The following is a 15,840-nucleotide window of genomic DNA, read 5'->3' on the forward strand; positions in this document are numbered from 1 at the left end:
CCGAAAGGATTAGTGACCGTCGAACTCGCAGATGCTAAACACTTCAAGATCTAAACCTTGTAAGCGTTTTTCACCACCGATTTCTGGAAGGTTAATAACGAATGCAGCGTGCTCTACCACACCGCCAAGTTGACGGATCAACTTAGTTGTTGCTTCAATCGTGCCGCCAGTTGCTAGCAAGTCATCAACCATAAGTACTTTGTCGCCTTCTACGATAGCGTCCGTATGGATTTCTAACGTATCCGTGCCGTACTCAAGCTCATAAGATTGCGCCACAACTTCACGAGGCAGCTTGCCTGGCTTACGAACAGGAACAAAGCCAACACCTAGCTCTAGAGCTAAAGGCGCACCAAACAAGAAACCACGAGCTTCAGTACCCACGATCTTAGTAAAGCCCATGTCCTTATATGTTTCCGCTAACAGTGCGATCGTCGCTTTGTACGCGGCTGGATCTTCCATCAAGCTTGTCACGTCACGGAATAAAATACCCGCTTTTGGGTAATCAGGAATGGTTTTGATGCTTGCTTTGATCAGAGCGATTTTTTCTGTGTTCATAATCTTATGCACTTCATTAGGCCGCTTTCCAAACTCTCACTAACGAGTCAAACACGTTAATGCACTGGATTAAGGAAAGGTACGATTGGTATTCATTGCAATGAGAGTCATAACTCTGATTGCTGAAATAATAAACGCCCGCTATTAAAGCAGGCACACTGCCTTAATGGTAGTGATTTTCTTTGCTGTCAGCAACTAACTCATGGGTTGGAAGTCGCATAAACCATGTGAGAAGAATAACAAGTACACAAATTAGGAAGGCCTTGACCCAAATGATCGGGGCAAAGTAGATCGATAACGCAAAACTCAACAAGATAAAGAATACGCCACGCGTTTTAACTTGCTTGGTCACAGCACCATGTTGACACCAATTATTCAGTAACGGGCCGAGCGTTTTGTGCTCATGCATCCATTTGTGAACTTTAGGGTTACTTCGCATGAAGCATGCGCTTGCAAGAAGAAGGAAAGGTGTTGTGGGCAGAACAGGTAAAATAATACCTAAAACCGCGAGGAATATACAAAGGCCACCAGCAATATTCAGACTTAGAACTCGAACGCTAATTGTGGCCTCCTTGAGTTGGCTATCATAGGTTGACTAAAATAACTTAACTAGAATGTTGCGTAACCATTGAATACACGAATCAACGTTAGTGTTGCTGGTAGCAATGGAATCATTAAAAATGCGGCTAAAAAACCGAGAAAATAGAATACATTAAACGGGTCTTTAAAGTCTTTGTTATCTGCCATGATTGCTTCTTATTTTTGTTAGTAAAGGTAAGTATCTGGCGAACCAAACCCGCTTTGCTAAATCGACATTTAACAAAAAAGGCATAGCCACACCATTTGTGCAACTATACCTTAATCAATTATTCACAAAAACCGAGGAAAAATAGGGTTAATCGGTTGACCCTTGGTGGATGTCTAAGCTGAAGCTCGCCGAACCCAGTAGGCTCAATGTCAACTGACACCCCTGCTGAATGGGCAGGTCTCGAGTAATGAAATTTTTCTTACAGTTTTCTCCCAAACGCTCCCCCGCGGCAATATGTTGATTCAATTCACCATTTGACCACTGTCCGTCTAAACCCGCAGGCAGAATAGAAATGGTTCCCTCAGAAAGATCAGCGACACCGAACAAAGCGTTGATTGGTGTTGAACACTTAGAGCATTGGATTCCTTTTTCTAGAATTTCAGCAATATCTTTAAGGTCGGCATTAAAATCTTTACGGTTTCTCAAGTAATCATGGAACAGAGCTCTCACCAACAATGTTGTTGCAGAGCCTCCATTATCAGCAGACGACGAATCGACGAGGTAAAAAGCAAACTGCCCGTTCATCATCCACGCGTAATCGAAAACAAGCGGCATCATTTCTGTCGACTGCAATAATCTGTAGCTACAACGCCATGCACCTTGCTTGGTGTCTTTTTCAGGTAACAACGCATGCAGCAAGTCTTTTGCAGCACTTGGATTGTCTTGCAAGTAATTTAAGTGCCAATGCAGCTCTTGGTCTTCAGGAATCTCTCCACCATCATCGACACAAAACCATTGGCTTGAGAAATCTCGATGATCTGAAATATTGTCGAACGAATCTTTTAATGTATTCGCTATCGCGCTTCCTAAGTGGCCAAGATCTTCCAACGGCTTCGCCAGAAAGTCTTTGATACCAAAACGCAGTGCTTTTGCGACATCTGACATGTCATCAGTCCCTGATACAACGATCATCGGCAATGACGGATACTCCAAACTGAGCTCTTCTACTAGCTCGATGCCGTCCAAAATCGGCATTGATAAGTCACACACAATTAAATCTGGCGCTGAGTCTCTAAGTTTTTGCAGAGCGTCCAGTCCATTTTCAGCCTCAACCACTTTATAACCAATCTTGTCTAAATACGCGCTGGTTATACGGCGAAAAATAGGATCATCATCAACCAACATAACGCATTTCTGGTTGGGAACGTCCTGAGCCGAGGTCACTACTGGCTGACTGTGAGTTTTGTACATAATCTATAACCTCACAAAACTAAGTCGAATTATTATTGTTATCCGTTTTAAGAACTAATATAAAACTTAGTAATAAAATGCTAAATACACAAATATGCACTCTTTACTGGTAATTCGTGACGAGGGTTGGAATACTGGTAAATAGTGCAACGAGTTGACGTAACGCAAACATTGATCTCACTGTTACGTATAAATTAGATGAGATTGTAAACAAATGTGTCTGGATTTATGAAATTAGATGATTTAAACCTCTTTCGACTCGTCGTTGAAAATGGGAGCTACACCGCAACATCGCGCAAGACTATGATTCCGGTTGCGACCATTACACGACGCATCCAAGCCCTAGAAGATTCTTTGAACCTAAGGCTTCTCAATAGACACGCGCGTAAACTTTCTTTAACAGAGGCTGGCGAACGTTTTTTCAATGAATGCTCTCCGTTACTGCAACGTCTGTCTTCTACTGCAGAAGAGCTCACTGACGTATGTAAAGGTGCTTCAGGAAAGATTCGTATTACCGCCCCCTCCAACCTGACTAAGCGCATGATGATGCCGATGTTCAGCGAATTCATGACTCAATACCCTGATATCAATATTGAGTTAATGATGAATAACCAAGCTGATCAGCTCGACCCAACCGAGTGGGATGTCATTTTCAGAGTCGGGCCGCAGCGTGACTCAAGCTTAATCGCCAGAAAGATCAGTGAAGTCAAAGACATTCTGATCGCAAGCCCTGACTATTTAGCGAAAAACCCAGCTCCAAGCCACGCAGAAGAACTGGCGAATCATTCTCTACTCAAAGGTTACCCGCTGATTAAGTGGCAACTGAGTAACTCGAATGAAGAGACCGTGATCAACAGCGAGAAAGGTCGTTTCAATGCGAATGCGCTTAATGTTGTGAGACAAGCCTGTTCTGAAGGCCTAGGTATCACCCTAATGCCTGATGTAATGATCCGTGAATACATTGAAGATGGCAGCTTAGTGCAAGTCTTAGAAGACTGGAGTGCTAACCCTCGTGATATTTACATGCTTTATAACCACAAAGACCACCTGCCAGAAAAGGTTAGATTGTTTATCGATTTTGTGATCGCATACCACATTCACTAAGATTCAATCCCCTTCCCCGTAAACAAAAAAACCAGAGCCGATGCTCTGGTTTTTTATTACCCATTTTTTATGAGTACGCTAAGCACCTTCGTTATGTAACTCTAGGTTAGCGAGATCTTGTTGAATCTCACGCTCAACCTTTGAATCGTCATTACGTAAAGAATCTAGGAAATCTAGGTACGCTTGGTCGATATCGCCCGTTACATACTCGCCGTTGAATACTGACGTATCAAAACGAGAGATGTCTTGATTACCCATACCTACAGCAGAGATCAAGTCTGGTAGCGTTTGGAAAATCAAAGCGTCTGCGCCAATCTGTTTACAAATCGTTTCGTTGTCACGGCCATGAGCAATAAGCTCAGTCGCGCTTGGCATATCAATACCATAAACGTTCGGGAAACGAACCTCAGGAGCAGCAGAAACCATGAAGACTTTGCTTGCGCCAGAATCACGAGCCATCTCAATGATCTGTTCTGATGTTGTACCGCGAACAATCGAGTCATCAACCAATAAAACGTTCTTGCCTTTAAACTCAGAACGAATCGCGTTGAGTTTACGGCGAACTGACTTCTTACGCTGTTGCTGACCAGGCATGATAAACGTGCGACCAACGTAGCGGTTTTTCACGAAACCTTGACGATATGGCTTATCAATCGCTTGAGCAATTCGTAGCGCGATATCGTTTGATGTTTCAGGAATTGGAATAACCACGTCAATGTCTAAGTTTGCGTACTCTTCTTTAATGCGCTTACCTAACATCTCCCCCATCTCAACGCGTGCGCTGTAAACCGAAATTTTATCGATGAATGAATCAGGACGAGCAAAGTAAACAAACTCAAAGATACATGGGTTTAGTTGTGGGTTGTCTGCGCATTGTTTAGTGAAAAGCTCACCATCGAATGTTGCGTAGATAGCTTCACCAGGAGCAACATCGCGCATAAAATCAAAACCAACAGCGTCTAACGCTACTGACTCAGACGCAACCATGTACTCTGTTTTACCATTAGTCTCACGCTTACCAAGACACAGTGGACGAATACCATGTGGGTCACGGAACGCGATCATCCCGTGGCCGATGATCATCGCTGTCACTGCGTAAGCACCACGAATAGTACGGTGCACGTTTGCAACTGCGCGGAACACATCTTCTGAAGTCACATTACCTTTGACAGTATCGATCTCATGAGCCAATACGTTCAGTAGAACTTCAGAATCAGACGTTGTATTGACATGACGACGGTCTTTTTCGAACAACTTCGCACGAACTTCACTTGCATTCGTTAGGTTGCCATTATGCGCCAACGTGATGCCAAAAGGAGAGTTTACGTAGAAAGGTTGCGCTTCAGAAGCACTAGAACTTCCCGCTGTAGGATAACGAACATGACCAATACCAACGTTACCTTGGAGGCGCTGCATGTGTTTTGCTTCAAAAACATCTTTAACTAATCCGTTCGCCTTACGCAGACGGAAACGATTGCTTTCTATGGTACAAATACCAGCGGCATCTTGGCCACGATGCTGCAATACCGTTAAAGCGTCATAAATAGACTGGTTTACAGGTGTTGAACCCACGATTCCAACAATACCACACATGTCCTAATCCTCGATTTTCGACATTAACTGGCGCTAAAGCGCGCCAGATAAGAAACTAGATGTTGCTTGTAAATGCTCAAAGAACGGCGCAATGATTCGGCTAAACTCCGGAACCAACTGCGAATTCTCCCACCACTCAGAACTTGGGAATGCAGTAAACGCATCCATGAAAAACAACACTGCTGAGACAATCAGAACACCACGTAAACCGCCAAAAACGACACCGAGGATTCTGTCTGTACCCGACAGGCCTGTTTTCTGAACTAGTTGACCGATGACATAGTTAACTAAGGCACCAACAACTAACGTTGCAACAAACAATGCTGCTATCGCAGTTCCGTTACGAAACATCTCATCTTCGATATTGGTGAAGTACATTGCTAATTTAGCGTAGTACTGGCTAGCAATAAAAAATGCTCCAAACCAAATAACTAATGACAACGCTTCTTTAGCGAAACCACGAACTAAACTGATCACGGCAGAAAAGCCGATCACGCCTAAAATGACAAAATCTAACCAATTCATGAATTCTTCATCTTAAGTTGGCGCGCATTTTAACAGAAAAAATGCTGACGCAAACGTTTTCTTATGGATTTAACGGTTTAAATTTGAGCAACTGGCCTTTTGAACCCGTGATTTTTTCTAATTCCTTAATTTGTCGCTCGAGTTTGGATTTAGAGACATCGGGACCAATAATTACTCGCGTAAAAGTTTTTTCTTGCTTCGTGTGGGCTTGGTAACCGCGCTTTTGTAAATCCTTAACCATGCTTTTTGCATTGTCAGCATTCTTCAAAGCCATCAATTGAATCAGCCAAGCACTGTCTTGGTATTCATTTTTTTCAGGTACCGGTTTAACCACCACGGCCACTTTATCAGCTTCTTTATTATTTGAAGTTGACGCGGTTTGGGTTTCTGAATTGCCACTTTCAATCACTTGCTCAACCGGAGAGTCCGGTAATGCAATCTGATCTTCAACAGGGTCGAGAACTTCAAAAACCTCAACATTACTATCAAGCTCAGGCTTAATCGGAATGCTTGCAAACTCCTCTTTATAATGGAGCTTCTTACCATCAAGTACGTCTGGCAATACAATAACGCCAATCGCAACTAAAATGATGGTACCGACTAATCGGCTTTGGAATTTACTTGCCATTTAGTTTCCTTTTTTCTGCCAATGCTCCAAGACTTCTCCAACAGTATGGAAAGAACCGACCACCAACACCACATCATCACCTTTAACTGCAGATAAAGCCGCTTCAAACGCTGCGACAGGGTTTGAATGCTGCTCAACACCTTGTGGGAGGCTTTGACATAATTCAGCGGCTGTTGCTGCACGTGGCCCTTGCAGTGAAGCTGGGTACCAATGTGTTGCAACTGGTGCTAATACTTCCAATGTCGCGGGAATATCTTTGTCATGAAGCATGGCGACTACAACATGTAAATTTTTTCCTGCATACTTTTGAGTCACTTGTTGTGCAAAATACTCAGCAGAATGTGGGTTATGAGCCACATCTAACACAATCACGGGTTGGTCGCTAACTTGTTGCATACGTCCAGGAAGCTGTGCGTTGTTCAAACCGTTAACGACATTGACATCACTGATGCTAAGTTCTGAAGTCCCTAGCGCCATTAATGCAGTTGCCGCATTCGGTAGCGGTAAGCTAGGAATAGGCAATGCGTCCAGTCGGAATGCACCGCTGTTCCAATTCCAGCTATCGCCGTTAACTTCGTAGGTATATTGAATACCGACTTGGTAGAACTCAGCCTTAATGTCATCAGCATGCGCAGCAACCGTTGCAGGCGGCTTAGGTTGACCACAAATAGCTGGTTTACCACTACGATAGATACCCGCTTTCTCAAAGCCAATCACATTAATGTCATCACCCAGCCAATCAACGTGGTCGACAGCCAAGCTAGTGATTACAGACACCTCATGATCAACAATGTTCGTCGCGTCTAAACGTCCGCCCAGACCCACTTCTAATAGAACAACATCTACGGCTTCGGTTTGAAACGCACGTAACGCGGCCAAAGTACCGTATTCGAAGAAGCTCAGGCTGATTTCACCACGCTCTTTCTCAATGAAGTCGAAAGATTGAACCATCTTTTCATCAGACAGGTCTTGGCCGTTAATACGAACGCGTTCGTTATAGCGAATTAAGTGAGGAGAACTGTAGACACCAACGGAGTAACCAGCGTCCAATAGAATAGCTTCCATTAAGGCACATGTTGAGCCTTTGCCATTGGTTCCGGCAACGGTAATCACGTGTTTAGCAGGTTTAGTGAGATTTGCCTTCGAGGCGACGGCCTGAACTCGGTCTAACCCAAGCTCAATAGCGCTTGTATGGATGTTTGATAAATAATCAAGCCACATCTCTAATGAGGATGTGGCTTGAGGAATAGGTTGTTGACTCATCTAACTCATAACCATAATTAAGTAGGTTTGTTAGAAGGTACTTTACCCTTTTTCTGGCGCTTCTGGTACTTCATAAGTAGCTTCATTCGGTGAATCGTTCACAGAAACTACTAATGGCGAAGGCTGGTTGGTCATTTTAGCAACAAGGCTTGCAACACGCTGACGCATCTCACGACGGTCAACGATCATGTCGATAGCACCGTGGTCAAGTAGGAACTCACTGCGTTGGAAACCTTCAGGAAGGTCTTCACGTACAGTTTGTTCGATTACACGACGTCCAGCGAAACCGATCAATGCTTTTGGCTCACCGATGTTGATATCGCCAAGCATTGCCAAACTTGCAGAAACACCACCCATTGTTGGATCAGTCATAACTGAAACAAACGGTAGTCCTTTCGCAGATAAACGCTCTAGCGCAGCACTGGTTTTTGCCATTTGCATTAGAGACATAAGCGCCTCTTGCATACGTGCACCACCACTTGCAGAGAAACAAACTAAACCACAGTTGTTTTCAATAGCTGCGTCTACTGCTTTCACAAAGCGAGCACCAACAACAGAACCCATTGAACCGCCCATGAATGAGAATTCAAAAGCACACGCTACGATAGGTAAACCAAGCAGTTCGCCTTTCATTGCAACTAATGCATCTGTCTCACCACTGTTCTTCTGAGCAGCAGAAATACGGTCTTTGTAACGCTTAGAGTCTTTAAACTTCAGTTTGTCTTGTGGCTCAAGATCAGCACCTAGTTCGACACGCTCACCTTTATCTAGGAAGGTATCCAGACGACGGCGAGCTTTCATGCGCATGTGATGGTCACATTTTGGACATACTTCTAGGTTACGCTCAAGTTCAGCATGGTAGAGAACCTGCTCACAAGAAGTACATTTAGTCCAAACACCCTCAGGGATAGACGCTTTACGAGATGTAACAATGTTGCTTTTTTCTAAAATCTTTTCAAGCCAACTCATGGAAGACCTTTTTGTTTCGATTCCTCCGCTTGATTGCGAAAGAAATAAATTTGGGAATTATGCGTGGGAATTAAAGCACATAAAACAGCGACTGTAGATAAAAAACTGGTTGTACCTATTTTCTCTCGCTATTTTACGCACGAAACCGTAATAAATTTTGAACCTAAGTCTCACATTTAGTTCAAATTATCCGGTAAAAATAGAGGGCCAATTGGCTCTCGTGGTAGCTCAAAATGTTCAGGATAATCAACATCAACCAGATACAGACCTTCCGCTTTTGCGGTTGCGCCTGCTACTTTTCGATCTTTAGCCTCTAAAAGCCACTGGATCCACTCTGGTTTCTGCTCACCTTTACCTACCGCAATTAAGCTGCCAGTAATATTCCTCACCATATGGTGAACAAACGCATTCGCTTTAATATCGATCACTATGTAGTGTCCGTGACGAGTCACATTTAAGTGAATCATATTTCGCCATGGGCTACGAGATTGACAATGTGTCGCTCTGAATGAAGTGAAGTCGTTCTCGCCTAACAAGTACTGACCCGCTTCATGCATTTTTTTCTCATCAAGGTGACCATGGTAATGGCTCACTCCTGAATTAAGAATGCCTGGGCGCAGTGCATGATTAAAGATAATATAGCGGTAACGACGAGCGGTAGCAGAGAAACGAGCATGAAAATCTTCATTCACTTCTGTCGCCCAACGTACAGCAATATCTTTCGGCATGTTGGCATTAGCGCCCATTGTCCATGCCACCATCTTGCGATCGACATTAGTTTCAAAGTGAACGACTTGTCCCGTACCGTGAACACCGGCATCTGTTCGGCCTGCGCACATAACTTCTACAGGGTGATTCGCGACAACAGAAAGAGCCTTTTCCAATTCTTCTTGGACACTTTTCACATCTCGTTGGCGCTGCCAACCAAAGTAGTGGGTACCGTTATATTCAATACCTAAAGCAATTTTCATGTTCTTGTTCTCTTTGAAAATGGGCAAGAAGTATATACGGAAATCAGTGCTACCCCAAATCGGATGGGGCTAAATCAGCAATATTAAAAGAAAGGTCTGCAATAAAATAAAGGGTCGCTAATGCTACCCTTTATTTATCGTTTAATTTATCGGCCGTTAATCGTATCGATAAGATTCTTAGCCTCGCGGCGAATATCATCACTGCCGTCGACTATCGCTTCTTCTAAGAGCTTTATCGCTCCTTGTGAGTCGCTCATCTCGATATAGATTTTAGCCAAATCAAGCTTACCAGCAGCCTCTGCATTGCTGTCGACATCATAATTACCAATGTCACCGATTACATCTGGGAACTCGTTAAGCCCAACATCCAGTTTTAACTCTTCGTCATCCGGATTAATCGCGTCTTCACCTTCTTGTTCCACTTGAGCCATCAGTTCATCAATCGTCATGTACTTCTTATCATGACTGTTTCCTGATTCGGTTAAGTTGTCTTGCTGTGCCCAGTTTTCTTGTTTGATCTTAGGCTCTGGTTGTTGCTCCGCCGATGCCCAGATCTCTTGTTGATCATCAGGCACATCATTATGCATGCTCGATTGTTGCTTGGGTGCTAAGTTAAAGCCTTTCCAATCTTCGCCACCCACTTCAAGCATCGCATCAATATCAAGCCCAGCGCTATCAATCGATGTAGCATCCAATGGTTTATTGAACATGTTGTCGACAGAGTCTTGAACATCTTCTGAAAGTAACTCAGCCAGCGCTGTTTCATCAAAGTCATCAAAACCTTCTAGAGATTCGTCTTGTACCGCTATTGGCGCTGAGTTCGATTCTGCAAGCCCTGAATTTAATTCTGAAGACGAACTCGGTAACTCATCTGATTGTCCGAAAGCCGCCAGTTCAGGCTCTTTTGCATCGACGAAAACTTCTGAATTTGGTAAACCGTCTGTATCCGAGGAATCATCAGCATGACTGAAGCTTTGAGGGTTTGAGAACAAGTCATGTAGTGCGTCTTGCTCTTCGCCTTGTGGGCTGAAAGACGTTAATGATGTTGGTTTCTCAGCAAACGCATCAGAAATAGCTTCATCTTCACCGTATTCCGGCAGATCAAGTACATCCAGTTCTACACCTTGATCTTCCGCTACCGGCTCTGTACTGCTTTGTTCTATATCATCTAAAACAGAGTCCGCTTTGGCACTCTCTTCGTCGTATTCAGGCAGATCAAGATCATCAAACTCAAACTTCTCGGTACCATCTGATAGGTCTTGTTCTAACTGAGCTTCATCAGGTTCGCTAACCACTTCTGCTAACGCATCGTCTTCGCCAAACTCTGGAAGCTCAAAATTGTCGAAAGAGAACTCTTCTGATTCAACTGTCGGCTCTTCAGCTTTGAGCTCAGGAGTAACAGCACTTGCTTCAGGGGCCAAAGCATTTACTTCGGGCTCAAGGCTATCTGGAGAGTCCACAGACGTTGTTACAGGCTCTAACGGAGCTTGTACATCTGCATCAGCAAAGGCATCTTCTTCGTTAAACTCAGGCAGCTCGAAGTCATCAAACGAGAATTTTTCTTCGTCTTCTTGTCCTGCAACTTCCACTTGTTCGGCGACGTCAGCTTGTGGTGCAGCTTCAACTTGCGGCTCAACAGCAGGTGCTAGTGGTTCTGGTGTTACTTCGGCATCAGCTTCTGCCAATGTTTCTTGTTGAGCCGTGTCATCTTCAATCAACCAATCATCGTCTTCTGGCACACCGAACTCATTTGGAATGATTTCAGGCATATGTGCTGCACGAACTGGCTCTGGCTCTGGCTCTGGCTCTGGCTCTGGCTCTGGCTCTGGCTCTGGCTCTGGCAAGGATTCAACAACATCGTCGAGTTGATCGCTACCTTGAATTTTAGGTTCGAAGTCAAAATCAGAGTCAATGTCCGCTGGAGACTCTACATCGTCGATAGCTTCCGCTAACCAATCTTCAACCGTCTCTTCATCTTCTCCGGAGATATCATTTAAAGAGGATGGCGAAACTTCATTTGATACACTTGAAGCCGGTTCTAGAGCTCTATCTGATGGTATTTCAACATCAGACACTGAGTTATCAGATAGCAATGAATCAATATCCAGTTCATCGCTTTCATCAGGTGACATTGCTTCAGTTGGTGGAGTTACTTCAGCTGGTCGAATTGCTTCAGCCGATGGAATTACTTCATCAGTAGCTTGAATCGATTCTGAAGGGGAATCGAATTCATCTTCTAAAACAATATCTTCAGAACATGAAGCTGGCTCTTCAACCGATGCTAATGCGTCGCTATCAGAAGACATCAACTCATCAATCAATGCTTCATCTGTTGTTTCTAGTGAATCGTCAAGCAGCGCATCCGTTGCAGGTGCAACACCAAATAGATCATCGATAAAGTCATCGCGATTAAAGTCTTCATCATTTTCTGGTTTAACATCATCACTGTCTTGCGTCAGTTCCGACGCTAACGATTCTTCGTTAGCTTGTTCAAGTTGTGATGTTTCACCGATACCCGTGACTTGCTCAGGATCGACTTCAGAAGGCTCAGGCGTTAACTGAGTAAGCTCAGCGTCTGAATCAAGGTCATCGTTGGCTTTGCCAAAATCTAAAGCAGCGTCTAACTCTTTATCAAACGCTTGTTCTTCTGATTCAAACTCGTCTTCAATGCCGCTTGTCAGTAAGTCATCAAACGGGTCCAAAGATTCCGCTTTTGGTGCGTCAACTTCATCCGTTGAAAGCGCATTGTCTAACAATTCACTATCAAGGAAGTCATCAAGTAAATCGGTACTTTCGGCATCGAGCTCAAAATCATCGTCAGAATCACTGATCAATTCATCCAGAGTTTCAGTGCTGTCTTCGCTGATATTCAAATCATCATCAGTCGACAAGCCTGAAAGCTCTTCTAGCTCAGATAGAGCATCGAAACCAAGCGGCTCATCTTCAGACTCTTTCTCTGATTCACTGTCCAGCATATCGTCGAGCAGGTCGGTAGAGTTGCTTAAATCAACGTCATCCCCTTCAAGTTGCTCATCAAGCAAATCAAGATTAGAGGTATCAAGTGAAGGTTGTTCTGTTGCTGGTGTGCTCTGAGGTTGAGCAGATAGCGCAGATTCATCTTCGTTTTCTAGTGGCTGATCAAACTGAGCCAAAATATTTTCGATGTCATCATCAGATGCTAAGCCGCTATTCAGGCTTGAGCTAATCTCATCATCGTTATCAATGTCAAACGGGTCATTACCTTGTTCACTTTGCGCCGCAACTTGAGCAAAGATATCGTCAATATCATCATTGACTGTCGGTGCCGCTGGCTCAGGATTTTGTTGTTCAGAGATTAAGGCATCGATATCAAAATCACCGGTACTTGAATCAGTTGAAGCGGCGCTGCCCTGCTGCTCAGAGATAAGGGCATCAATGTCGAAGTCATCGGTCGCTGACGTGCCAATAGCTGGAGTCGCATCGTTTTGTTCTTCCGATATCAAGGCATCAATATCAAAGCTGTCATCGTCTTCGTCATCAAGCGCGAACAAATCATCCAATAACGATTGATCTAATTCGTTCGAACCTAAGTCTTCCGTTGCTGATTCTTGAGCCAGTAGAGCTTCAATATCATCGGCAGACATTGGGTTATCATCAGAAAGATCGAAATCACCTTCATCGGAATCCAGCGCACTTTCAGCCGTTTCGTCTAACGCACGCTCCATCTCTTCGAGGCCAAGCGCTTTCTCTTCGCCATTAACGCTGATGCCATTGCTGCTGTCTAAATCAAGATCATCAAAGTTCGTATCTAAGTCGCCGTTTTCTCCGATGCTCGCAAATGGGTCATTGTCTTCACCATCTAAGTTGAAGTCCAAATCAGCGTTATCTAAGCCAGCAAAGATATCGTCTTCTTGGGCAAGCGCTTCATCGTCAAATAGCTTATTGGCATCATCCTCGGTACCAAACAATTCATCATCGAGAGATAATTCGTTATCAAGGTCGTCCATTTCATCACCTAAGGTGATTGGCGCGACACTGCTTGGTTGAGGCTGAATAGGTTGTTCTTGAATCGTTTGTTGCTGATCATCGTTTTTAGAACGACGACCTAACAGCATCACAATGATCAGACCAAGCAACAAGCCAGGAATAATCGCAAGTGCGGCAACGAGCCAACTATTAGACAACAGCTGATCCATGGCACTTGGCGCCATTTTTTCGATTTCAGCGTTCTTTCTCTTCTCTTCAGCGAGTAACTTTTCAACTTCGCTACGTATGCGGTCTTCATCACTGAGTTCGGTCTTCAGACCATCTACTTCAGACTGAACATTCGATAGCATCAAACGAAGTTGGTGGTTTTTCTCTTCCAGAGATAACAGCTCAGTTTCAGAAAGCTCTAGCTGCTTCTCAAGGTGGTTCATTTCCTTGGCACCCGTTAGCGGCTTATTACTAACGATCTCTTTATTACCAATTATCGACTTATCGACAACCTTAGGCTCGCTAACCTTGGCAGTGGATTGTGCATTCTTAAGCGTTACATCCGTTCGACTTGGTGCTTGAGTGCTTTTTGGTTTGGCGGCAACCGTTTTTGTTGTTGGCTTATCAAGCTTCGCGAGATGCGAGTTCATAATATTGATGGCTTGCTGCGTTGAACTTGCGCGAGTTTGTTCTAAAGAAGGCACACGTAAGTTGCTGGCAGGCAGCAGGCTATGGATATTCTGGTTTTCAAACGCTTGTGGATTTAAGCGATAAATTGCCAACAGGGTTTGTTGGACTGAAACGGAACTATCTGGGCGTAAATTTGAAGCAATAGACCATAGCGTTTCTGAGCTACGAGTTGGACCATAGAAACGAGAAGGCTCAGCGCTATTTGATTGCGCTCTTTGAAGAGGTTCTGAAAACGTAGGCGCTGATTGTATCCGGCCATTAGGCCCTACAACTCGAATGGAATCTGCACGAACAACGGAAATCTGAGTCGCAATGATAAAGGCAAAAGGCATTAACCACGGCTTGAAAATTTGAAACATAAAAGGCTCAGCTAGGTGCTTAAATTCGGAAAAGTGATCATCTATTAAATATATCGGATAAATGACGTAAAACTATAGAGATGAAAACAAAAAATGTGTTGCAGCAACAATATTCGCAGCAATTTCACACAATTTGACTAACAATAATTTCAATCGATTAAAAAAGCCCCACTAAAGAGTGAGGCTTGATAATCAAAGTAATGAAGCTTAGAAGTAATCGCGAATCAGAACTTCAGCGATTTGCACTGCGTTGGTTGCTGCGCCTTTACGTACGTTATCAGCGACTACCCACATGTTCACACCGCTGTGATGGCTGATGTCGTTACGAATACGACCAACCATTACGTGGTCTTTACCACCCGCATCACGAACCTGAGTTGGGAAGTCTAAAGCTTGGAAAACTTCAACGCCTTCCGTATTCTCTAGAATCTGAATAACTTGCTCTGCAGCGATTGGCGCGCGAGTTTCAACATGTAGAGATTCAGCGTGACCGTAGAACACAGGAACACGAACACAAGTTGGGTTCACCGTGATCGAAGAGTCAGCAAAGATCTTTTGAGTTTCCCAAACCATCTTCATTTCTTCACGTGTGTAGCCGTTCTCTGTAAATTCATCGATTTGAGGAATACAGTTGAACGCGATCTGCTGTGAGAATGCTGACTTGTCCGCTGGCATGCCGTTAAGAAGCTTAGCCGTTTGACCTGCTAGCTCATCGATACCCGGCTTACCTGCACCAGACACAGATTGGTAAGTTGAAACGTTAATACGCTCAAGACCCACTTCATCGTGAATTGGCTTAAGTGCTACTACCATCTGAATAGTAGAACAGTTAGGGTTCGCGATGATGTTGCGGTTGCGGAACTCAGCAATCGCTTCAGGGTTCACTTCTGGCACAACCAGAGGAACATCGTATTCATAGCGGAAACGTGATGTGTTATCGATAACAACCACACCTTCGTCAGCCGCGATTGGAGCCCAACGTTCTGAAAGCTCGCTACCGGCAGAGAAAAACGCAATATGTACTTGAGACCAATCGAAGTCTTCTACATTTTGTACTTGTATTGTTTTGCCGTTAAAACGGGAAGTTTTGCCTTCACTACGTTCACTTGCTAGTAAGTGCATTTCACCGACAGGGAATTTACGCTCTTTAAGTACTTCAAGAATGGTTTCACCAACCGCACCAGTCGCACCTAAAATAGCAATATTAAATTCTTGGCTCATTGTTTCTCT

Annotated in this window: 13 protein-coding genes; 1 reads left to right on the forward strand and 12 read right to left on the reverse strand. The window is 44.0% G+C overall.

Features of this window, described 5'->3' with window-relative positions; translation table 11 throughout:
* Positions 1–9: 9 nt before the first annotated feature.
* The 4 genes from apt to ACMAZD_RS12670 all read right to left on the reverse strand — a co-directional run bounded on the left by apt (position 10) and on the right by ACMAZD_RS12670 (position 2,554).
* On the reverse strand, positions 10–555 hold the full coding sequence (gene apt, locus ACMAZD_RS12655; RefSeq protein ID WP_102438837.1) for an adenine phosphoribosyltransferase: 546 nt from the start codon (positions 553–555) through the stop codon (positions 10–12).
* Positions 556–718: 163 nt separating this feature from the next.
* On the reverse strand, positions 719–1,090 hold the full coding sequence (locus ACMAZD_RS12660) for a YbaN family protein (protein ID WP_435249372.1): 372 nt from the start codon (positions 1,088–1,090) through the stop codon (positions 719–721).
* A 74-nt stretch (positions 1,091–1,164) separates the two neighbouring features.
* On the reverse strand, positions 1,165–1,302 hold the full coding sequence (locus ACMAZD_RS12665) for a hypothetical protein (RefSeq protein ID WP_017106167.1): 138 nt from the start codon (positions 1,300–1,302) through the stop codon (positions 1,165–1,167).
* Between the two features lie 148 nt (positions 1,303–1,450).
* Complete coding sequence (locus tag ACMAZD_RS12670; protein ID WP_435247496.1) at positions 1,451–2,554, reverse strand: response regulator; 1,104 nt, start codon at positions 2,552–2,554, stop codon at positions 1,451–1,453.
* Positions 2,555–2,782: 228 nt separating this feature from the next.
* Here ACMAZD_RS12670 and ACMAZD_RS12675 point away from each other — a divergent pair, with 228 nt between their 5' ends.
* On the forward strand, positions 2,783–3,658 hold the full coding sequence (locus tag ACMAZD_RS12675; protein WP_435247497.1) for a LysR family transcriptional regulator: 876 nt from the start codon (positions 2,783–2,785) through the stop codon (positions 3,656–3,658).
* 78 nt (positions 3,659–3,736) lie between these two features.
* On the opposite strand, the gene purF is transcribed toward ACMAZD_RS12675, so the two are convergent.
* The 8 genes from purF to ACMAZD_RS12715 form a co-directional block, all read right to left on the reverse strand.
* Complete coding sequence (gene purF / locus ACMAZD_RS12680) at positions 3,737–5,251, reverse strand: amidophosphoribosyltransferase (RefSeq protein WP_435247498.1); 1,515 nt, start codon at positions 5,249–5,251, stop codon at positions 3,737–3,739.
* A 33-nt stretch (positions 5,252–5,284) separates the two neighbouring features.
* Positions 5,285–5,776, reverse strand: a complete 492-nt coding sequence (locus ACMAZD_RS12685) for a CvpA family protein (RefSeq protein ID WP_004734165.1) — start codon at positions 5,774–5,776, stop codon at positions 5,285–5,287.
* Between the two features lie 61 nt (positions 5,777–5,837).
* Entirely contained in the window at positions 5,838–6,404 is a 567-nt protein-coding gene (locus tag ACMAZD_RS12690) for an SPOR domain-containing protein (protein ID WP_435247499.1), read from the reverse strand.
* Positions 6,405–7,667: a bifunctional tetrahydrofolate synthase/dihydrofolate synthase gene (gene folC / locus ACMAZD_RS12695; protein ID WP_435247500.1), complete on the reverse strand. Its 1,263-nt coding sequence runs from the start codon at positions 7,665–7,667 to the stop codon at positions 6,405–6,407.
* Positions 7,668–7,709: 42 nt separating this feature from the next.
* Positions 7,710–8,636 (reverse strand): acetyl-CoA carboxylase, carboxyltransferase subunit beta, encoded by a 927-nt coding sequence (accD, locus tag ACMAZD_RS12700; RefSeq protein WP_435247501.1) that lies wholly within the window; start codon positions 8,634–8,636, stop codon positions 7,710–7,712.
* A gap of 176 nt (positions 8,637–8,812) precedes the next feature.
* Entirely contained in the window at positions 8,813–9,607 is a 795-nt protein-coding gene (gene truA / locus ACMAZD_RS12705; RefSeq protein WP_004734161.1) for a tRNA pseudouridine(38-40) synthase TruA, read from the reverse strand.
* A gap of 146 nt (positions 9,608–9,753) precedes the next feature.
* Complete coding sequence (locus ACMAZD_RS12710; RefSeq protein ID WP_435247502.1) at positions 9,754–14,610, reverse strand: FimV/HubP family polar landmark protein; 4,857 nt, start codon at positions 14,608–14,610, stop codon at positions 9,754–9,756.
* A gap of 207 nt (positions 14,611–14,817) precedes the next feature.
* Entirely contained in the window at positions 14,818–15,831 is a 1,014-nt protein-coding gene (locus tag ACMAZD_RS12715; protein WP_435247503.1) for an aspartate-semialdehyde dehydrogenase, read from the reverse strand.
* Positions 15,832–15,840: the final 9 nt, after the last annotated feature.

Source organism: Vibrio sp. nBUS_14, from assembly GCF_051201655.1.
Taxonomy (GTDB): domain Bacteria; phylum Pseudomonadota; class Gammaproteobacteria; order Enterobacterales; family Vibrionaceae; genus Vibrio.